Below are 19,414 nucleotides of genomic sequence, written 5' to 3' on the forward strand. Positions count from 1 at the left end.
GCCCCGAAGGGAGACCTCCCGTGGAGGCCGTATCCCGCACCGCCCAGTGGACCGCCGCCGCGCGGGCCCTGGAGACCGACCGCGAGGACCGGCTGTTCGCCGATCCCCACGCCCGAACCGTCGCCGGCACCACCGGCTTCGAGCTGCTGGAACGCTACGCGGGCGCGGGCACCGTACCGTTCCTCGCCATCCGCACCACCTACCTGGACCGCGCCATCGAGCGCGCGGTGCGCGAACGCGGGCTGCGCCAGGTCGTGTTCCTCGCGGCCGGCATGGACACCCGCTACTACCGCCTCGACTGGCCCGACGGCATCACCCTGTACGAACTCGACCGGCCCGCGCTGCTGGAGGCCAAGGCCGCGCTGCTCGCCGACGAGCCCGAACCGGCCGGCCGCGAGCGCCGTACCGTCGCCGTCGATCTGCGCGAGGACTGGACCGGCGCCCTCAAGGAGGCGGGCTGGCAGGCGGAGCGGCCCACGCTGTGGGTGGTCGAGGGACTGCTGTTCTTCCTGCCGGAGACCGCCGTACGCACCCTGCTCGCCACCCTGTGGCAGCACAGCGCGCCGTCCTCCGTGCTGCTCGGCGACGTCATCAGCGAGGCCGCCCTGCGCAATCCGCTGTCCCGGCCCTTCATGAAGGCCCTCGAAGAGGACGGCAACCCCTGGCTGTTCGGCACCGAGGAGCCGGAGCAACTGCTCGTCTCCTGCGGCTGGACCGTCCAGGAGGTGCGCCAACCGGGCGAAGAGGGCGCCGACTTCGGCCGCTGGCCGTACCCGGTGCCGCCCCGCGAGACCCCCCGCGTGCCCCGTTCCTTCCTGTTCACGGCGACCCGAGACGAGATCACGTCATGACCCAGCCGACCGGCCCCGGGGCCACCGAGCCCGCGGCCGCCTTCCACCAGCGCGTCATCGACGACGCGGCGGCCGCCGTACGCGGTCTGACCGTCTCCCTCGGCCAGCGGCTCGGTCTGTACCGCGTGCTCGCCGAACAGGGCCCGCTCACCCCCGCCGAACTGGCCGAGCGCGCCGGCATCGCCCCGCGCTACGCCGAGGAGTGGCTGCACGCGCAGCTCAGCGCCGGCTATGTGGAGCGCCACCCGTCCTCCGACAAGTACACCCTGCCCGCGGAGCACGCCGCCGTCCTCGCGCAGCCCGCGTCGCCCACCTACGCGGCGGGCTTCTTCACCGCGCTCAAGGCGCTGTACGCCACCGAGGACCTGCTCCTCGACGCCTACCGCAGCGGCGAGGGCGTCGGCTGGGCCGAGCACGACCCGGCGCTCGACACCGGCATGGGCAGCTTCTTCCAGCCCACCTACCAGCACCGGCTGCTGACCGACTGGATCCCGGCGCTGCACGAGGTGAGCGACAAGCTGGCGGCCGGCGGCACGGCGGCGGACGTCGGCTGCGGCGTGGGCCACACCACCCGGCTGATCGCCCGTGCCTTCCCCGAGGCCCGGGTGTACGGCTTCGACTACTCGGAGGAGGCGATCGCCATCGCCCGGCAGCTCGCCGAGGACGAGGGCCTGAGCGACCGTGTCGTCTTCGAGACCGCGTCCGCCGACGACTACCCCGGCGGCGGCTACGACCTGGTCACCTTCTTCAACTGCCTGCACGACATGGGCGACCCGGTGGCCGCGGCCCAGCACGTCCACAAGTCGCTGGACGCGGACGGCACATGGATGCTGGTCGAGTCCAACGTCTCCCCCTCCGACATCGACACCCGCACTCCGCCGGCGCGCATGTTCATGGCGCTGTCCGCCGTGATGTGCCTGCCGGTCGCCCTCGCCCAGCGCGGCCCGCACGCGCTCGGCAACCACTCCGGCGAGAAGGCGTTCCGCGCCATCGCCGAGCAGGCGGGCTTCACCCGCTGGCGGCGGGCGACCCAGACCCCGGTGAACGCCGTCTACGAGGTCCGTCCCTGACCCGGCTCCCGCACTCGGACAGGAGAAACCATGGCCGCCACGGCCCTTCCCGTCAACGACCGCTTCCTGGAGATCCTCGAACGGCTCAGTGAGAAGTCCATCGAGGACTACTACAACCCGTACCAGCGGTTCGCCTGGCCGCAGACGCTGGACGAGAACCGCATGTGGACGAGCCCCGACCTGCTCACCGTCTACGGCACCGAGCACTACGACCGGCTGGACGAGGACACCCTCAGGCGGCTGTCCAAGTGGGAGTCCGTCAACTTCTACAGCCTGAACGTGCACGGCATCCGCGAACTGCTCATCGAGGTCGTGGGACGCATCCACACGCCGGGCTTCGAGGTGCCCTCCGACTTCTTCCACCACTTCATCGGCGAGGAGAACGAACACATGTGGTTCTTCTCCGAGTTCTGCCGGCGCTACGGCGGCAAGATCTACTCGTCGATGACCATGAGCGCCGACTCCGCCTGGGAGAGCGAGGTCGAGAACTTCCTCGTCTTCGCCCGCATCCTGTTCTTCGAGGAGCTGGTCGACCACTACAACACCCGGATGGCGCAGGACGATTCGCTGTGCGAGACCATCCGCCAGGTCAACCGCCTGCACCACCAGGACGAGTCCCGGCACATCGCCTTCGGCCGGGAGCTGGTCTCGCTGCTCTTCACCCGCATGCGCGAGGCGGTGAGCGCCGAACGGCTGCGCGAGGTGGAGAGCTACCTGAAGCGCTACGTCGTCTTCAGCGTCAACTCCCTCTACAACCCGCACGTCTACCGCGACGCCGGCATCGCCGACCCGCTGGGGCTGCGCAACGCCCTCCTCGCCGACGAGCGCAGGCGCGCCCACGAGCGCAAGGCCATCCGCAAGCCGCTCGCCTTCTTCCTCAAGACCGGGATCTTCTCCGACGACACTCTGCCGGTCCTCTGACCCGGACCGGCCGGTCCTTCCGGCCATGCCCGCCGAGGAGCGGGACGGCCCGTCCAGCGAACCGAGAGGTGGTCCACCACCGTGCCCGACACCATATCCACCGCGCCCCCGCGCTCACCGGCCGTGAGCCGCGGCCTGCCCTCCCTCGGAGCGGAGGAGACGGCGCTGCTCCGGCTCCTCGACGACACCTTCGAGAAGTGGGGCGTGAGCGCCGGGGCCCGTCCGATGACCATGCCCCCGCTGCTGCCCGCCGCCGACCTCAAGCGGCTGGACTACTACGAGAACTTCCCCCACCAGGCCGTCGTCGCCACCGCGATCGACGTCGACCGCCGCGGCGAGTACTGTTCCGAGACGGGCTGCTTCCCGTGCAGCTCGCTCCAGCCCGCCGAACTCGGCCTGCCCTCCGCCTCCTGTTACGCCGTCTACCTCGACCACGAGGGCCGCGAGGTCGAGGCGGACACCCTGGTGACCGTGGTCGGCTGGTGCTTCCGCAAGGAGGAGCGCTACGAGGGGCTGCGCCGCCAACTCGGTTTCCACATGCGGGAGATCGTCGCCCTCGGCAGCCGCGAACACGCGGACGCCCACCTGCTGGACTTCACCGACCGCATCACCGCCTTCGCCCGGGCGCTCGACCTGCCGTTGCGCAGGGAGGCCGCCACCGACCCCTTCTACGACAAGGGCGGTTCCAAGGCGCTGTTGCAGCGGCTGTCCCCGGTCAAGCACGAGTTCCTCTTCGAGGACCTCGCGATCGCCTCCGTCAACACCCACCGCAACTTCTTCGGCGACCGCTGCTCCATCACCCTCGCCGGCACCGGCGAGCCGGCCTCCACCAGCTGTGTCGCCTTCGGGCTCGAACGCTGGCTGTCGGCCCTCACCCGGCGGTACGGCACCTGGGCCGCCGCCACCGACGCCGTGCTCGCGGCAGGCGACCGACTCCAGCCGGTCGGCCCGGGGGTGTGAGGTGCCTGCCCACCCCACCGCCCATGGCGGCGGCCCGGGCTGGGCGAACCTCGGCATGGACATCGTGTCCGTCAAGCGCGTCCGCCGGCTCCTCGACGACCACGGCGAGGATTTCTTCCAGCGGATGCTGAACCCCGGCGAACTCGACGACTGCCGTACGTCCAGCGGCCTCGATCTGCTCAGCCTGTGCGGACGGATCGCGGCCAAGGAAGCGGCGTTCAAGACCCTGCGGGTCCGGGGCCGGTTCCTGCCCTGGCGCGACATCGTGGTGCGCCGCTCCGACGGCGGCTGGCCACTGGTCGAACTGCGCCGCACCGCCGCCGAGATGGCGGCCGAGTCCGGCATCCAGGACATCACGGTGAGCATCAGCCACGACGTGGACTACGCGGTGGCCGTGGCCGCTCCCGTCCTCGGCGATCCCCGGCACCGGCCGTGAGACGCCCGCTCCGCCCACAACTCTTCCTCGATCACCGTTAGGAGTACCGCCATGACCGACGGCCTGCAGCAGGTGAAGGACTGGATCCTCAAGCGCCACCCGGAGCGCGAGGACATCCCGAACGACCTCGACCTGATCGAGAACCGGCTCATCGACTCGCTGTCCTTCGTGGAGTTCGTCTTCCTCCTGGAGCAGCACAGCGGCCGCGCCATCGAGATGGAGACCCTGGAGGTCGACTCCCTGCGCACCCTCGACGCCATCGAGGCCGCCTTCTTCCTCGCGGAGGTGAAGTGAGATGAGCCGGCGGCTCTTCACCTCCGAGTCCGTCACCGAAGGCCATCCCGACAAGATCGCCGACCGGATCAGCGACACCGTCCTGGACGCGCTGCTCGGCCAGGACCCGGCCGCCCGGGTGGCGGTGGAGACCCTGATCACCACCGGTCAGGTGCACATCGCCGGTGAGGTCACCACCCACGCGTACGCGCCCATCGCCCAGCTGGTGCGCGACACGATCCTCGACATCGGCTACGACTCCTCCGCCAAGGGCTTCGACGGCGCCTCCTGCGGGGTCTCCGTGTCGATCGGCGCCCAGTCGCCGGACATCGCGCAGGGCGTGGACGCCGCCTGGGAGGCGCGCGCCGAGGGCAACAGCGACGAGCTGTCCCGGCAGGGCGCCGGCGACCAGGGCCTGATGTTCGGCTACGCCTGCGACGACACCCCCGAGCTGATGCCGCTGCCGATCCATCTCGCGCACCGGCTGGCCGAGCGGCTGACCGAGGTCCGCAAGAACGGCGGCTGTCCCTATCTGCGGCCGGACGGCAAGACGCAGGTCACCATCGAGTACGACGGCGACCGCCCGGCGCGCCTGGACACCGTCGTCGTCTCCTCCCAGCACGCCGGGGACATCAGCCTGGAGGGCCTGCTCGCCCCGGACATCCGGGAGTCGGTGGTGGAGCCGACGCTCAAGGCGCTCGCCGAGCAGGGGGTGAGCCTGGAGAGCGACGGCTACCGGCTGCTGGTGAACCCCACGGGCCGCTTCGAGATCGGCGGCCCGATGGGCGACGCGGGCCTGACCGGCCGCAAGATCATCATCGACACCTACGGCGGGATGGCCCGGCACGGCGGCGGCGCCTTCTCCGGCAAGGACCCCTCCAAGGTGGACCGCAGCGCGGCGTACGCGATGCGCTGGGTCGCGAAGAACGTGGTCGCCGCGGGTCTCGCCCGCCGCTGCGAGGTACAGGTCGCCTACGCCATCGGCAAGGCGGACCCGGTCGGCCTGTTCGTGGAGACGTTCGGCACCGAGTCCGTCCCGGTGGACCGCATCCAGGCCGCGATCACGGAGGTCTTCGACCTGCGTCCGGCGGCGATCGTGCGCGACCTGGACCTGCTGCGGCCCGTCTACGCGCGGACCTCCGCGTACGGCCACTTCGGCCGCGAACTGCCGGAGTTCACCTGGGAGTCGACCGACCGGGCCGGCGCGCTGCGCGCCCACGTGGAGGGCTGAGATGCGTATCGCTGTCACGGGTTCCATCGCCACCGACCATCTGATGTCCTTCCCGGGGAGCTTCACCGACCAGCTCCTGGCCGACCGACTGGACCGCGTCTCCCTGTCCTTCCTCGCCGACCGGCTGGAGATCCGCCGTGGCGGCGTGGCAGCGAACATCTCGTTCGGCCTCGGGCTGCTCGGCCTGCGGCCGGTGCTGGTCGGGGCGGTCGGCGACGATTTCGAGCCCTACCGCGTCTGGCTGAAGCAGCACGGGGTCGACACCGACTCCGTGCTGGTCAGCGAGGAGCACCACACCGCCCGTTTCGTCTGTACGACGGACCGCGCGCAGAACCAGATCGCCACCTTCTACGCCGGCGCGATGACGGAGGCCCGCCGGATCGACCTGCGGGCGATCGCCGAGCGCACGGGCCGGCTCGGGCTGGTGATGATCTCGCCGGACGACCCGGAGGCCATGCTGCGGCACACCCGGGCCTGCCGGGACCTCGGCATCCCGTTCGCCGCCGATCCGTCCCAGCAGCTGGCGCGGCTCAGCGGCAAGGAGGTGCTCGAACTCATCGACGGGTCACGCTGGTTGTTCACCAACGAGTACGAGACCGCGCTGCTCCAGGAGCGTACCGGGCTCGGTGTGCCGGACGTGCTGCGCCGCGTCGGCCGCTGGGTCACCACGGAGGGCGCCGCGGGCGTCCGCATCCGCCGCGACGGCCGGCCGGACCTCGCCGTGCCCGCGGTCGAGGTCTCCGGTGTGGTGGACCCGACCGGTGTCGGCGACGCGTTCCGCGCGGGCTTCCTCGCCGGCACGGCGTGGGGTGTCCCGGAGCGCTGCGCGGCGCAGCTCGGCTGTGTCGTGGCCGCCACCGCGCTGGACTACGTGGGCACCCAGGAGTACCGGCTGTACCGGGACATCGTGCTCGGGCGGCTGCGCACGACCTACGGCGTGGGCTGCGCGGCCCAGCTGGCCACGCATCTCGCGGCGAACCTGAGGGGGCTGACATGACGGCCGCCCGGATCGGCGCCCTGCGGACGGCGCTCGCCACCCGGGTGGTGGTGGCCGACGGGGCGATGGGCACCATGCTCCAGGCCCAGGAACCCACCCTGGACGACTTCCAGCAGCTCGAAGGCTGCAACGAGATCCTCAACCTGACCCGCCCGGACATCGTCCGCTCGGTCCACGAGGCGTACTTCGCGGTGGGCGTGGACTGCGTGGAGACCAACACCTTCGGGGCCAACCACGCGGCGATGGCGGAGTACGACATCGCCGGCCGGGTGTACGAGCTGTCCGAGGCGGGCGCCCGGATCGCCCGCGAGGTGGCGGACGAGTTCACCGCCCGGGAGGGCCGGCAGCGCTGGGTGCTGGGCTCCATGGGCCCCGGCACCAAGCTGCCCACCCTCGGGCACATCGGCTACGGCACGATCCGCGACGGCTTCCAGGCGAACGCGGAGGGCCTGCTGGCGGGCGGCGCGGACGCGCTGCTCGTGGAGACCACCCAGGACCTGCTCCAGACGAAGGCCGCCGTGCTCGGCGCCCGGCGCGCCCTGGACGCCCTCGGCCTGGACGTGCCGTTGCTGGTGTCGATGGCCTTCGAGACCACGGGCACCATGCTGCTGGGCTCCGAGATCGGCGCTGCCCTCACCGCCCTGGAGCCGCTGGGCATCGATCTCATCGGACTCAACTGCTCGACCGGACCGGCCGAGATGGGCGAACACCTGCGCCATCTCGCCCGCAACGCCCGCATCCCCCTGCTGTGCATGCCGAACGCCGGCCTGCCGGTGCTGACCAACGACGGCGCGTACTTCCCGCTCGGTCCGGATCAACTGGCGGACGCGCAGGAGACGTTCGTGCGTGAGTACGGTCTGTCGCTGGTGGGCGGGTGCTGTGGTACGACGCCGGAGCATCTGCGGCAGGTGGTGGAGCGGGTGCGGGGTCTGACCCCGCCCGGGCGTGACCCGCGGCCGGAGCCGGGTGCGGCGTCGCTGTACCAGTCGGTGCCGTTCCGGCAGGACACGTCGTATCTGGCGATCGGTGAGCGGACGAACGCGAACGGGTCGAAGAAGTTCCGTGAGGCGATGCTGGAGGGCCGCTGGGACGACTGTGTGGAGATCGCCCGGGAGCAGATCCGCGAGGGCGCGCACATGCTCGATCTGTGTGTGGACTATGTCGGCCGGGACGGTGTCGCGGACATGGAGGAGCTGGCCGGCAGGCTGGCGACGGCGTCGACGCTGCCGATCGTGCTGGACTCCACCGAGGTGGAGGTGATCCGGGCCGGTCTGGAGAAGCTGGGCGGGCGTGCGGTGATCAACTCGGTGAACTACGAGGACGGGGACGGTCCCGAGTCGCGGTTCGCCCGGGTGACGGCGCTGGCGCGTGAGCACGGTGCGGCGCTGATCGCGCTGACGATCGACGAGGAGGGCCAGGCCCGCACGCCGCAGAAGAAGGTGGAGATCGCCGAGCGGCTGATCGCGGATCTGACGGGGAACTGGGGGATCCGTGAGGAGGACGTCCTCATCGACACCCTCACGTTCACGATCTGCACGGGTCAGGAGGAGTCCCGCAAGGACGGTGTGGCGACGATCGAGGCGATCCGGGAGCTGAAGCGGCGTCATCCCGCGGTGCAGACCACGCTGGGGCTGTCGAACATCTCCTTCGGGCTGAACCCGGCCGCCCGGATCCTGCTCAACAGCGTCTTCCTGGACGAGTGTGTGAAGGCGGGGCTGGACTCGGCGATCGTGCACGCCTCGAAGATCCTGCCGATCGCCCGGTTCAGCGAGGAGGAGGTCACCACGGCGCTGGACCTGATCTACGACCGGCGTGCGCCGGGCTACGACCCGTTGCAGAAGCTGATGCGGCTGTTCGAGGGGGCGACGGCGAAGTCGCTGAAGGCGGGCAAGGCCGAGGAGCTGGCCGCGCTGCCGCTGGAGGAGCGGCTCAAGCGGCGGATCATCGACGGGGAACGCAACGGTCTGGAAGCGGATCTGGATGCGGCGCTGGCCGAGCGGCCGGCGCTGGACATCGTCAACGAGACGCTGCTGGACGGCATGAAGGTCGTCGGTGAGCTGTTCGGCTCGGGGCAGATGCAGCTGCCGTTCGTGCTGCAGTCCGCCGAGGTGATGAAGGCCGCGGTCGCCTATCTCGAACCGCACATGGAGAAGTCGGACGCCGAGGGCAAGGGCACCATCGTGCTGGCCACGGTCCGCGGTGACGTGCACGACATCGGCAAGAACCTCGTCGACATCATCCTGTCCAACAACGGCTACAACGTGGTCAACCTGGGGATCAAGCAGCCCGTCTCCGCGATCCTGGAGGCCGCCGAGGAGCACCGCGCGGACGTGATCGGCATGTCCGGGCTGCTGGTGAAGTCCACCGTGATCATGAAGGAGAACCTGGAGGAGCTCAACCAGCGCGCCCTGGCGTCGAAATACCCGGTCATCCTCGGCGGCGCCGCTCTCACCCGCGCCTACGTCGAACAGGACCTCCACGAGATCTACCAGGGCGAGGTCCGCTACGCCCGCGACGCCTTCGAGGGCCTGCGCCTGATGGACGCCCTCATCGGCGTCAAACGCGGCGTGCCCGGCGCGAAACTCCCCGAACTGAAGCAACGCCGGGTACCCGCGCGGAAGGCGGTCCCGGAGGAGCCCGCGGAGGCAGGCCGTTCCGACGTCGCCACCGACAACCCCGTGCCCACCCCGCCGTTCTGGGGCACCCGCGTCAGCAAGGGCATCCAGCTCAAGGAATACGCCTCCTGGCTCGACGAAGACGCCCTCTTCAAGGGCCAATGGGGCCTGACCAAGGACCTGTTCGAGACCGAGGGAAGGCCCAGGCTGCGCGGCTGGCTCGATCTGCTGCGCACCCGCAACCTGCTGGAAGCGTCCGTCGTCCACGGCTACTTCCCCTGTGTGTCCAAGGACGACGACCTGATCGTCCTCGACGAGCACGGCACGGAACTCACCCGGTTCACCTTCCCCCGGCAGGACCGCGGCCGGCGGCTGTGCCTGGCCGACTTCTTCCGCCCGGAGGAGTCCGGCGAGAGGGACGTCGTCGGCTTCCAGGTCGTCACCGTCGGCTCCCGCATCGGCGAGGAGACCGCGCGGCTCTTCGCGGCCAACGCCTACCGCGACTACCTCGAACTGCACGGCCTGTCCGTCCAGTTGGCCGAAGCCCTCGCCGAGTACTGGCACGCCCGCGTCCGCGCCGAACTCGGTATCGCCGGCGCCGATCCGGACTCGCTGGCCGGCATGTTCCGCACCGACTACCAGGGGTGCCGCTACTCCCTCGGCTACCCGGCGTGCCCCGATCTGGCGGACCGCGCCAAGATCGCCACCCTGCTGGAACCCGAGCGGATCGGGGTCCGGCTGTCCGAGGAGTTCCAGCTCCACCCCGAGCAGTCCACGGACGCGATCGTCGTCCACCACCCCGAGGCGGGATACTTCAACGCCGGGCGGCGCTCATGACCACCTTCTCGTTCGAGTTCTTCCCACCCGCCACCGCCGCGGGCGAGCGCGCCCTGTGGAGCGCGGTGCGCAAAGTGGAGGCGCTGCGGCCCGACTTCGTGTCGGTCACCTATGGGGCGGGGGGTTCCTCCCGCGACCGTACGGTGGCGCTCACCCGGCGCATCGCCGCCGAGACGACCCTGCGTCCGGCCGCCCATCTGACCGCCGTCGGGCACTCGGTGGCCGAGCTGCGCCGCATCATCGGCAGCTACGCGGACGCGGGCATCCGCGACGTCCTCGCGCTGCGCGGCGACCCGCCCGGCGACCCGCGGGGCCCGTGGGTCCCGCATCCCGACGGGTTCACGCACGCCTACCAGCTGGTCGAACTGCTGCGCTCGCTGGGCGACTTCACCATCGGCGTGGCGGCCTTCCCGGAGGGGCATCCGCGCTCGCCCGACGCCCGGTCCGATCTGCGCCACTTCGTGGCCAAGTGCAAGGCCGGCGCGGACTACGCCATCACGCAGATGTTCTTCCGCGCGGAGGACTATCTGCGGCTGCGGGACCGGGTCGCCGCGGCCGGCTGCGAGACCCCGATCATCCCGGAGATCATGCCCGCCACCGACGTCCGCCAGATCCGCCGGTTCGCCGAGCTCAGCGCGGCGACCTTCCCGAAGGACCTGGCGCACCGGCTGGAGGCGGCCCGGCACGATCCCGCCGTCGCGCACCGCATCGGCGTCGACCACGCCGTCGCCATGGCCGACCGGCTCCTCGCCGAGGGGGCGCCCGGTCTGCACTACATCACCCTGAACCGCTCGACGGCGGCCCTGGACATCCATCGCACCATCCAAGCATCGAGGAGCCTCAGTGTCCGCTGACACCCCCGACTTCAAGGTCGCCGACCTCTCGCTGGCCGAGTTCGGCCGCAAGGAGATCACCCTCGCCGAGCACGAGATGCCCGGCCTGATGGCGATCCGCAAGGAGTACGCCGAGGCCCGGCCGCTGGCCGGCGCCCGCATCACCGGCTCGCTGCACATGACCGTGCAGACCGCCGTGCTGATCGAGACCCTGGTCGCCCTCGGCGCCGAGGTCCGCTGGGCGTCCTGCAACATCTTCTCCACCCAGGACCACGCGGCCGCCGCCGTCGCCGCGGCCGGGATACCGGTGTTCGCCTGGAAGGGTGAGACCCTGGAGGAGTACTGGTGGTGTACCGAGCGGGCGCTGACCTGGCCGGACAGCCCCACCGGCGGCCCGAACATGATCCTGGACGACGGCGGTGACGCCACCCTCCTCGTCCACCAGGGCGTGGCCTTCCAGAAGACCGGCGACCTCCCGCCCGCCGACAACGAGGAACTCGCCGTGCTCAGGGCGCTTTTGGAACGCAGCGACCTCGACTGGACGGCCGTCGCCGCCGGCATCCGTGGTGTGACGGAGGAGACCACGACGGGTGTGCACCGGTTGTACGAGATGCAGCGGGACGGTGTGCTGCTGTTCCCGGCGATCAATGTGAACGACGCGGTCACGAAGTCGAAGTTCGACAACAAGTACGGTTGCCGGCACTCGCTGGTGGACGGTATCAACCGGGCCACCGATGTGCTGATCGGCGGGAAGACCGCGGTGGTGTGCGGTTACGGCGATGTCGGCAAGGGCTGTGCGGAGTCGCTGCGCGGTCAGGGTGCGCGGGTGATCGTGACGGAGATCGACCCGATCTGCGCGCTGCAGGCGGCGATGGACGGGTACCAGGTCACGACGCTGGACGAGGTCGTGGACAAGGCCGACATCTTCGTGACGACGACGGGCAACAAGGACATCATCATGGCCTCGGACATGGCCCGGATGAAGCACCAGGCGATCGTCGGGAACATCGGTCACTTCGACAACGAGATCGACATGGCCGGTCTGGCGAAGATCCCGGGCATCGTCAAGGACGAGGTGAAGCCGCAGGTCCACACGTGGACCTTCCCGGACGGCAAGGTGATCATCGTGCTGTCCGAGGGGCGGCTGCTGAACCTGGGCAACGCCACCGGTCACCCGTCGTTCGTGATGTCGAACTCGTTCGCGGACCAGACGCTGGCGCAGATCGAGCTGTTCACCAAGCCGGACGCGTACCCGACCGGTGTGTACGTGCTGCCCAAGCACCTGGACGAGAAGGTCGCCCGGCTCCACCTGGACGCGCTCGGCGTCAAGCTGACCAGGCTGCGCCCGGAGCAGGCCGCGTACATCGGCGTCGAGGTCGACGGCCCGTACAAGCCGGACCACTACCGCTACTGAGAGCGCGGAGCAGACAGAGATGTCCGAGCACAACCCGTACGCGGCGGCGGGCCGGGACCCCGGCCTTCCCGGCCGCCTGCTCCGCACCGAGCGAGACGCGCTGATGCCGTTGCTGCGTGCCGCTCCCCGGGAGCTGTTCGAACTGCGCACCGCCTGTCCCGGATGGACGGTGCGCCAGGTCCTCGCCCACTGTGGGGCGGCGCTGATCCGCATCGTCGAGGGCCGGCTGGAGGAGGGCGCGTTCCTGCCGGAGGCGAACGCCGCGGATGTGGCGGAGCGCGCGGACTGGCCGCTGGAGCGCGTGCTGGACGAGCTGGAGCAGGGGCTCACGGAGGCCGGTGAGGTCATCGCCCGGCGCTGCGACGACCGGCTGGACGCGGTGGCGCTGGGCGAGTGGGTGCACGCCGGTGACGTGCGCGAGGCGTTCGGCGAGCGGGGGGCGTACGCCGGGGAGAGCGCGGAGCACGCCCTCCCCCTGCTGACGGCGACCAGCCGGCAGCGCGGCACCCCCGGCCTGCACGCCCATCTCCCCGGCGCCGACGCGCCGTTGCCGCTGGGGAACCCCTGCGCGGAGCGTCCCCTCGCGCAGTTCCGCGGGGACCTGCCGACGCTGATCCGGATCTACACCGGCCGTCCGCTCGTCGGCACCCGCTACCACCTGTCGGGCGCCACGGAGAAGGAGCTGTGCATCTACCGGTGAGCGGGGCGGCTCACTCGGTGCTGACGATCTGGAACGCCTCGGCGAGCCGGCCCGGGGGCAGTCCGCCCGCCCGGGCGTGCTCGGCGAGCCAGTCGCGCAGCAGCCCGGCGAGGTCCTCGAAGTGGGCCGTCTGCGAGGTGTGGATGCGCAGCGCCTCCACCTTGCGGGCGAAGACGGTGGTGACGTCGACGTACTGGTTGGGCGTCGGCCCGGTCATCAGCCACAGCTCGGGGACGATCCAGGGTTCGAGCCCCTCGCTCTTGAGGAGTTCCGGGTGCGCGAAGGGGTTGCGCGCCTCCGGGTAGATCGCCCGCAGGGCCGCGTCGCCGACCGCCCGGTGGTCCGGGTGCAGGTCCGCGACGCGCTTCCAGTTGATCTCGGGGCTCGGGATGATCGCGCGGCGCGGCCGGACCTGGCGGATGACCCGGCACAGGTCGCGGCGCAGCTCGGCGGTCGGCTCCACGAAGCTGTCCGGGTAGCCGAGGAAGCGCACGTCGTGCACGCCGCTGAGCTTGGCCGAGTGGACCTGTTCGGCTCGGCGCAGATCGGCCATCGCCTGGCGGGGCAGCCGTTCGTCGTAGCCGCCGGCGTCGCCGTCGGTGACGATGCAGTAGGTCACGCGGGTGCCGTCGGCGATCCAGCGCATCACCGTGCCGCTGACGCAGAATTCGATGTCGTCCGGGTGCGCGGCCACGACGAGAAGACTCTCCGGCGCGCCGCGGTCGGGGGGATCGGCCTTGAACTCTTCCATGCCACAACCCTGTTGGCCGGGCGGTGGCCGGACAAGGCGGTGCCGGTGGCGCGTCGACGCCATGACACTTACGCGCCAGACAAAAAATTGGTAGCTTCAAAACATTGTCGGGACCAAGTTTCGTCGGTGCCTGTCGCACACCCGTGTCCCGAAGTCCACGTCTCGGATCCACAGTCTCGGAGGCCACCAGCATGTGCAGGATCTTCGGCTCCTTCGCGGTCGCGGCCACCGGCGCCGAACTCGCCACGGTGTCGGCCCGGCAACGGCACGGGGGGCCGGACGAGCGCGGTGTCATGACCGGCCGCGGCTGGTCGCTCGGCTGCGACCGGCTCGCCGTGACCGACCCGGCGGGCGGCACCCAGCCCTTCACCCTGCCGACCGCGCCGGGCGTCGTGGCCGTGCTCAACGGCGAGATCTACAACCACCGGAAGCTGCGCCGCCGCCTGGAGGCGCGCGGTCACCGCTTCCCGGACCGCTGCGACGGCAGCCTGCTGCCCGCCCTGTACACCGAGTTCGGGACGGCCTTCGCCGACGAGCTGGACGGCATGTTCGCGGTCGCCGTCCTCGATCTGCGCGGCCCGCTGCCCCAACTGGTCCTCGCGGTCGACGGCATGGGCATGAAGCCCCTCCACTACCACCAGGGCGAACGCGGCGCCGTGCGGTTCGCCTCCGAGATCCCCGCGCTGCTCGCGTTCGACGGGGTGCCCGCCGAACCGCGCGAGGAGGCCCTCGACACCGTGCTGTCCACCAAGACGCCGTTCGGCACGGAGACCGCCCTCGCGGGCATCCGCGTCCTGCCTCCCGGGAGCGTCGCGGTGGCCCGCGGCGCCGAGGGGCTGCGCATGCTCCGCTGCGGTCCCCGCGCCGCGGCGCCGGACGCCGGACCCGCCCCGTCGGCCGCGGACGTGCTGGAGGCCCTGCGCGGCGAGGTGCACCGGCTGGCCGAGGTCGACGTGCCGCTGTGCGCCCTGACCAGCGGCGGCCTGGACTCCGGGCTGGTGACCGCGCTCGCCGCGGAGCACGTGCGGCCGCTGCACACCTTCCACCTCGGGTACCGGGGGCGCTGGCCGGAGGCCGAGCACACCTACGCCAGGGCCGTCGCCCGGCGCGTCCGCACCCGCCACCACGAGGTCTGCGTCGACCCCGCCGAACTCCCCTCGCTGCTGACCCGCACGGTGCGCCACCTGGGCCAGCCCAACGCCGACCCCATCGCCGTCAGCACCTACGCGCTCTTCCGGGCCGTCCGCGAGGCCGGGTTCACCGCCGCGCTCACCGGGGACGGCGCCGACGAGCTCTTCGGCGGCTACGACCGGGTGCGCACGGCGCTGGCCGCACCCGCGGGGACCGACTGGACGGCGGCCTACGTGGACGCGCTGGCAGCGGCCCCCCGGCTGGTACGGGAGTGGCTGTACACCCCCGAGTACCGGGCGTTCATCGCCGAGCGCGGCTCCGCGGCCGACCGGATCGCGGCCGAGCTGCGCGCCCGTGGCACCGACCGGGCCGGGACCTTGCAGACGTTCGAGACGCGCCGGCGGCTGCCGGCGTACCACCTGCGGCGCGTGGACCACCTGAGCATGGCGTGGGCGGTCGAGGCCCGGATGCCGTTCTGCCAGCCGGGCGTGGTGGACCTCGCCCGCCGGCTGCCCACCGGACCGCGCACCGGCAAGAGGGCGCTGTACGAGGCCGGGCGGGGCCTGCTGCCGGCCCCCGTGCTCCGCCGGCCCAAACAGCCCTTCACCCTGCCGCTGTCGGCGATGCTCGCCGCGGACGGGCCGCTGCTGTGGTCCGTGCGGGAACTGCTCGCGCCCGCACGGCTCCGGCGGGGCGGGCAGTTGCGTGCCGACCGGGTGCAGGCGCTGTTCGCCCGGCATGCCGAGCGGCCCTCCCAGCAGGACGCCCTGACCCTGTGGGCGCTCGCCGTCCACGAGCTGTGGACCGACGTCGTCCAGGGGCTGCGGGTCTCGGCCGACCTCGCGGCGTGATCGCGGACGTCGTCCGGGCCGAGGGCGCGCCCGGCCCGACGCTCGTCCTCGACCAGGGCCGCCTGCCCCGGGGCGCGCTGGCCCTGCGCGGCGAACTCAGCGCGCTGCGCCGCTGGTTGGAGGCGACCGGCCGCGGCCAGGTACGCAAGATCGCGCTCGTCGGCCCCTCCCCCGTCGCGTCGTACGACGTCGACTACCGCTTCGTGCAGTGCCTGCCGGAGCCGGACGGCTTCGACTTCCGTGCCGGCTGCGGTCATTCCCTGCTCGCGGCCGTCGTCGCCTCCGGACGGCGGGGGCCGGTGCGGGTGCGCGCGGTGACCACCGGCGATCCGGTGCTCTGCCTGCCCCGGCCGGACGGCTCGTACACGGTACGGCTCGAACGGGCCGTGCCCCTCGACGGGTTGCTGCCCACCGGGCGGCCGCTCCAGCGGCTGTGCGGGCTGCCGGTGTCGCTGGTGCGCTACGGCAACCCCTATGTGTTCGTGGCCGCCCGCGACCTCGGCCTGTCCTCGCGCGAGGCGCTGTTCGGCGCCGGAGCCGAGGTACTGGGACGGCTGCTCGGCGTACGGGCGGCGGCGGCCCGGCTGCTCGGGCTGTCGACCGGGGGTGCCCTGCCGAAGGTCGCCGCGGTGGGCGCCTTCCTCCCCGGCCGCCTCTCGGTGCGCGCGGCCACCGTGACGGGCTGGCATCCGGGGCTCGCGCTGACCGGCGGTGTCTGCCTCGCGGCGGCCCTCGGGGTGCCGGGGACGGTGCCCTGGCTGCTGTCCGAGGACCCGCGCCGGCGGCCGTGGACGGCCGGGGACCGGGTGCGCCCGCTGCGGCTCGACACGCCGTCCGGCGCGGTGCTGGTGTCGGCCGCCGGAAGCGGGCGACGCCTCGCGCACGTCGCCGTGCACGGCAAGCGCGCCCGGGTCCTGGAACGCTCCCTGCCGCTGCCCTGGCGTATCCACGTCACGGCGTGAACGCGCACCGCCCCAGGCCAGAAGGATGACGCCGCTTTCTGTCAGGGTGGAGACAGCCCCAGAAATCCCGCCGAGGGCAACGGGGACGAGTCCCTGTCGCGCTTTTCGAACCGGGGAGTGTCTCCGCCATGAAATTCCAGAACCTGCGCGTCGTGGTGACCGGTGCGTCCCGGTATTTCGGCCGGGCGATCGCCATCGGGTTCGCGCATCTCGGCGCCGAGGTCTTCGTCTCGGCGCGCACCGTCGAGGCCGCCGAACGCACCAGGGCCGAGGTGCTGGGCGAGGCCCGCTCGCGCATCCACGCCTTCGGGTGCGACCTCAGCAAGCCGTCCGAGATCCAGGCGTTCGCGCGGCAGGTCGGCGAGCACACCGACCGGGTGGACCTGCTCGTCAACAACGGCGCCCGCTGGCTCGACGGGTTCGACCTGGAGGGCGCCTCCGACGAGTCGATCGTGGAGACCATCGAGTCCACGGCCGCGGGGACCGTGCTCATGGTCAAGCACTTCCTGCCGCTGCTGCGGCTCTCCCAGCGGCCCGACATCGTGAACATGGTCGCCGTCTGCGCACCCGGCGAGGCGGCCGACTCCCCCGCACACGAGGCGTTCTACGCCGCCAAGGGCGCACAGGCCGGCTTCGCCGACATCCTCGCCCGCCGGCTGCGCCCGTCCGGGGTCCGGGTGTTCTCGCTCTATCCCCCGGACTTCTCCACCGCCGACCCGCGGTCCACGGAGTGGCAGGGGGCCGGCCTGGACCCCCGCTACGCCGACGAAAAGCTCACCACCCAGGCCCTGTTCGAATGCATCGTCTACGCGGTCGAGCAGCCTCGCGACTGCTTCATCCGTTCGTTCCACTTCGAGCCCCGCTGACGCTCGCGGCTCAGCAGTGCTCCCCCACCGCCAAGGAGCTCCGTCCATGAGCAGCCCACTCTGGATCACCGCCACCCCCCTTGCCAGTGACGGCGAACTGCACCTCGGGCATCTCGCCGGACCGTATGTCGCCGCCGACGTCCTCAGCCGCTCCCTGCGCGCCGCCGGACGGCCCGTGCTGTTCACCTCGGGCACGGCCGACCACGCCGAGTCCGTCGAACTGCGCGCGGTGCGCGGCGGACGCAAGCCGGCCGAGGTGGCGGAGGGCTACCGGGCGGCGATCACCGCCGACTTGCTGCGCGCCGGCGTGGAGTTCGACCGCGTCGTCCACCCGGGACGCGACCGCGGCTACCGGCACTGGCTCCAGGAACTCTTCCTCGCCCTGTACGCGCAGGACGTCATCGTGCCCCGCACCCGGCTGGCGCACTACTGCGAGTCCTGCCGGCTCTGGCTGCACGGGGCGTACGTCACCGGCGCCTGCGGCCACTGCGGGGCCCGCGGCGAGGGCGGCCCCTGCCAGGAGTGCGCCCGGCCCACCGAGGGCGAACTGACCGACCCCGCCTGCGCGTTGTGCGGGGCTCCGGCGCGGCCGCGCCGCTGCCGGCGTCTGTACCTGCCCCTGGAGCCGATGCGGGAACTGCTCGCGGACCACTGGCGCACGGCGGGGCTGCCGCCGCGGCTCGCCGTGCTGTGCGAGAGCCTGCTGGAGGACGGACTGCCCGACGTGCCCGTGAGCCACCCGGGCGACTGGGGTGTGCCGGTGCCCCTCGACGGCTTCGCCGGGCACCGCGTGGACGCCTGCTTCGAGGCCGCCGCGATGCACCTGTTCGGGTACGGCCACGACCAGCGGCCGCTGCCCGAACGCGCCGTGCACTTCTGCGGCTTCGGGCACGCCTTCTGCCATGTGGCGCTGCTGCCCGCGATCCTGGTCGCCCTCGGACTGAAGCTGCCCCAGGAGTTCCACGTCAACGAGACGTTCCACCCCGGTGCCGGAGAACGGCGCGAGGAGAGCGGCGCGTCCGCCCTGTGGGCGCTCGACCTGCTCACCGAGTTCGGGTCCGACACCCTGCGCCGCCATGTCCTGACGGCCGGGCCGCCGGCCCCGGGCCCCGGGACGGGACGCGAGGAGCTGGGCCGTACCCGGGAGTTCCTGGACGGCACCTGGAACAGCTGGCTGAGCCGGTTGTTCGCGTCCGTGCGCGAGGACAGCGCGGGCCGGGTCCCGGACGCGGAGCCCGGCGGGGAGGGCTGGGAGACCCTGCGCCACCGTCTGCACCGGGCCGCCGACGATGTGCGTGAGGCGTACGGCCCCGAGGCGTTCGACCCCCGGCGGGCGGTCGCCGTCCTGGACGAAGTGGTGCGCTGCACCGCGGACTTCGGGTACGTCAACCAGTTCGAGCGGCACCGGCCGTCCGGTGTGGAGCGCCATTTACCCGCTCTGGCCGCGCAGTTGGCGGTCGCGTCGGCGCTCGCCTCCTGGGCCTGGCCGGTGATGCCGGAGGGCGCGACGCGGCTGTCCCAGGCCCTGCGCATGCCGGCCGGCGGACCGGTGATCCCGGACACGCTCGCCCCGCTGCCCCCGGGGACGCGGCTGGCCCCGCCGTCCGGCCCGGTGTTCGGCTTCTGACCCACTGCTCCCGCACCTCGCGGGAGCCCCGCGTGCCCACCCCCTCCTTCCCCCGGAGCGGGTGGGCACATCGGTTTGCGGATCCGTC

General features: G+C 71.9%; 17 protein-coding genes. 16 read left to right on the forward strand and 1 reads right to left on the reverse strand.

Annotated features, from left to right (window positions below; translation table 11 throughout):
• The first annotated feature begins 20 nt into the window (after positions 1 to 20).
• The 12 genes from BLW85_RS03320 to BLW85_RS03375 all read left to right on the forward strand — a co-directional run bounded on the left by BLW85_RS03320 (position 21) and on the right by BLW85_RS03375 (position 13,138).
• Entirely contained in the window at positions 21 to 851 is an 831-nt protein-coding gene (locus tag BLW85_RS03320; protein ID WP_070021865.1) for a class I SAM-dependent methyltransferase, read from the forward strand.
• Positions 848 to 1,921: a methyltransferase gene (locus tag BLW85_RS03325; RefSeq protein WP_070021864.1), complete on the forward strand. Its 1,074-nt coding sequence runs from the start codon at positions 848 to 850 to the stop codon at positions 1,919 to 1,921. Before BLW85_RS03320 ends, BLW85_RS03325 begins: the two co-directional genes overlap by 4 nt.
• A gap of 30 nt (positions 1,922 to 1,951) precedes the next feature.
• Positions 1,952 to 2,842, forward strand: a complete 891-nt coding sequence (locus BLW85_RS03330; protein ID WP_074990522.1) for a diiron oxygenase — start codon at positions 1,952 to 1,954, stop codon at positions 2,840 to 2,842.
• A gap of 81 nt (positions 2,843 to 2,923) precedes the next feature.
• Complete coding sequence (locus BLW85_RS03335) at positions 2,924 to 3,802, forward strand: class-II aminoacyl-tRNA synthetase family protein (protein WP_244174798.1); 879 nt, start codon at positions 2,924 to 2,926, stop codon at positions 3,800 to 3,802.
• 1 nt (position 3,803) lies between these two features.
• Positions 3,804 to 4,238, forward strand: coding sequence for a holo-ACP synthase (gene acpS, locus BLW85_RS03340; protein WP_143060407.1), 435 nt, complete (start codon positions 3,804 to 3,806; stop codon positions 4,236 to 4,238).
• 51 nt (positions 4,239 to 4,289) lie between these two features.
• Positions 4,290 to 4,532, forward strand: coding sequence for an acyl carrier protein (locus BLW85_RS03345; RefSeq protein ID WP_070021861.1), 243 nt, complete (start codon positions 4,290 to 4,292; stop codon positions 4,530 to 4,532).
• 1 nt (position 4,533) lies between these two features.
• A complete protein-coding gene (gene metK, locus BLW85_RS03350; protein ID WP_070021860.1) occupies positions 4,534 to 5,742 on the forward strand; it encodes a methionine adenosyltransferase in 1,209 nt (402 codons plus the stop codon).
• Between the two features lies 1 nt (position 5,743).
• Positions 5,744 to 6,739 carry a carbohydrate kinase family protein gene (locus BLW85_RS03355; protein ID WP_074990526.1) on the forward strand — a complete coding sequence of 332 codons (996 nt, stop codon included), beginning with the start codon at positions 5,744 to 5,746 and terminating at the stop codon, positions 6,737 to 6,739.
• A complete protein-coding gene (metH, locus tag BLW85_RS03360) occupies positions 6,736 to 10,191 on the forward strand; it encodes a methionine synthase (protein WP_074990528.1) in 3,456 nt (1,151 codons plus the stop codon). The genes BLW85_RS03355 and metH overlap by 4 nt, the downstream gene beginning before the upstream one ends.
• Positions 10,188 to 11,045 (forward strand): methylenetetrahydrofolate reductase [NAD(P)H], encoded by an 858-nt coding sequence (gene metF, locus BLW85_RS03365; RefSeq protein WP_070028979.1) that lies wholly within the window; start codon positions 10,188 to 10,190, stop codon positions 11,043 to 11,045. The genes metH and metF overlap by 4 nt, the downstream gene beginning before the upstream one ends.
• The gene (gene ahcY, locus BLW85_RS03370; protein ID WP_074990530.1) at positions 11,035 to 12,438 is read left to right on the forward strand and encodes an adenosylhomocysteinase; all 1,404 of its coding nucleotides are present in this window, start codon (positions 11,035 to 11,037) and stop codon (positions 12,436 to 12,438) included. The genes metF and ahcY overlap by 11 nt, the downstream gene beginning before the upstream one ends.
• A 19-nt stretch (positions 12,439 to 12,457) precedes the next feature.
• Entirely contained in the window at positions 12,458 to 13,138 is a 681-nt protein-coding gene (locus BLW85_RS03375; protein WP_074990532.1) for a maleylpyruvate isomerase family mycothiol-dependent enzyme, read from the forward strand.
• A 10-nt stretch (positions 13,139 to 13,148) separates the two neighbouring features.
• On the opposite strand, the gene BLW85_RS03380 is transcribed toward BLW85_RS03375, so the two are convergent.
• Complete coding sequence (locus tag BLW85_RS03380) at positions 13,149 to 13,889, reverse strand: PIG-L deacetylase family protein (RefSeq protein WP_070025060.1); 741 nt, start codon at positions 13,887 to 13,889, stop codon at positions 13,149 to 13,151.
• Between the two features lie 191 nt (positions 13,890 to 14,080).
• Between BLW85_RS03380 and asnB the strand changes: the two genes are divergently transcribed.
• The 4 genes from asnB (at position 14,081) to BLW85_RS03400 (ending at position 19,326) form a co-directional block, all read left to right on the forward strand.
• On the forward strand, positions 14,081 to 15,871 hold the full coding sequence (asnB, locus tag BLW85_RS03385) for an asparagine synthase (glutamine-hydrolyzing) (RefSeq protein WP_074990535.1): 1,791 nt from the start codon (positions 14,081 to 14,083) through the stop codon (positions 15,869 to 15,871).
• Positions 15,868 to 16,833 carry a PrpF domain-containing protein gene (locus BLW85_RS03390; RefSeq protein WP_074990537.1) on the forward strand — a complete coding sequence of 322 codons (966 nt, stop codon included), beginning with the start codon at positions 15,868 to 15,870 and terminating at the stop codon, positions 16,831 to 16,833. The genes asnB and BLW85_RS03390 overlap by 4 nt, the downstream gene beginning before the upstream one ends.
• Before the next feature lie 128 nt (positions 16,834 to 16,961).
• Positions 16,962 to 17,699, forward strand: a complete 738-nt coding sequence (locus tag BLW85_RS03395) for an SDR family oxidoreductase (RefSeq protein WP_070025057.1) — start codon at positions 16,962 to 16,964, stop codon at positions 17,697 to 17,699.
• A 46-nt stretch (positions 17,700 to 17,745) separates the two neighbouring features.
• A complete protein-coding gene (locus BLW85_RS03400; protein ID WP_074990539.1) occupies positions 17,746 to 19,326 on the forward strand; it encodes a class I tRNA ligase family protein in 1,581 nt (526 codons plus the stop codon).
• Positions 19,327 to 19,414: the final 88 nt, after the last annotated feature.

The sequence above is a fragment of the Streptomyces misionensis genome, assembly GCF_900104815.1.
GTDB classification, from domain to species: Bacteria; Actinomycetota; Actinomycetes; order Streptomycetales; family Streptomycetaceae; genus Streptomyces; species Streptomyces misionensis.

Coding starts and splice junctions, on each gene's coding strand:
- BLW85_RS03400 (WP_074990539.1), top strand. CDS start 17,746: ATGAGCAGCCCACTCTGGATCACCGCCACCCCCCTTGCCAGTGACGGC.
- BLW85_RS03355 (WP_074990526.1), top strand. CDS start 5,744: ATGCGTATCGCTGTCACGGGTTCCATCGCCACCGACCATCTGATGTCC.
- BLW85_RS03325 (WP_070021864.1), top strand. CDS start 848: ATGACCCAGCCGACCGGCCCCGGGGCCACCGAGCCCGCGGCCGCCTTC.
- metH (WP_074990528.1), top strand. CDS start 6,736: ATGACGGCCGCCCGGATCGGCGCCCTGCGGACGGCGCTCGCCACCCGG.
- BLW85_RS03395 (WP_070025057.1), top strand. CDS start 16,962: ATGAAATTCCAGAACCTGCGCGTCGTGGTGACCGGTGCGTCCCGGTAT.
- asnB (WP_074990535.1), top strand. CDS start 14,081: ATGTGCAGGATCTTCGGCTCCTTCGCGGTCGCGGCCACCGGCGCCGAA.
- BLW85_RS03380 (WP_070025060.1), bottom strand. CDS start 13,889: ATGGAAGAGTTCAAGGCCGATCCCCCCGACCGCGGCGCGCCGGAGAGT.
- BLW85_RS03345 (WP_070021861.1), top strand. CDS start 4,290: ATGACCGACGGCCTGCAGCAGGTGAAGGACTGGATCCTCAAGCGCCAC.
- metF (WP_070028979.1), top strand. CDS start 10,188: ATGACCACCTTCTCGTTCGAGTTCTTCCCACCCGCCACCGCCGCGGGC.
- BLW85_RS03375 (WP_074990532.1), top strand. CDS start 12,458: ATGTCCGAGCACAACCCGTACGCGGCGGCGGGCCGGGACCCCGGCCTT.
- BLW85_RS03330 (WP_074990522.1), top strand. CDS start 1,952: ATGGCCGCCACGGCCCTTCCCGTCAACGACCGCTTCCTGGAGATCCTC.
- metK (WP_070021860.1), top strand. CDS start 4,534: ATGAGCCGGCGGCTCTTCACCTCCGAGTCCGTCACCGAAGGCCATCCC.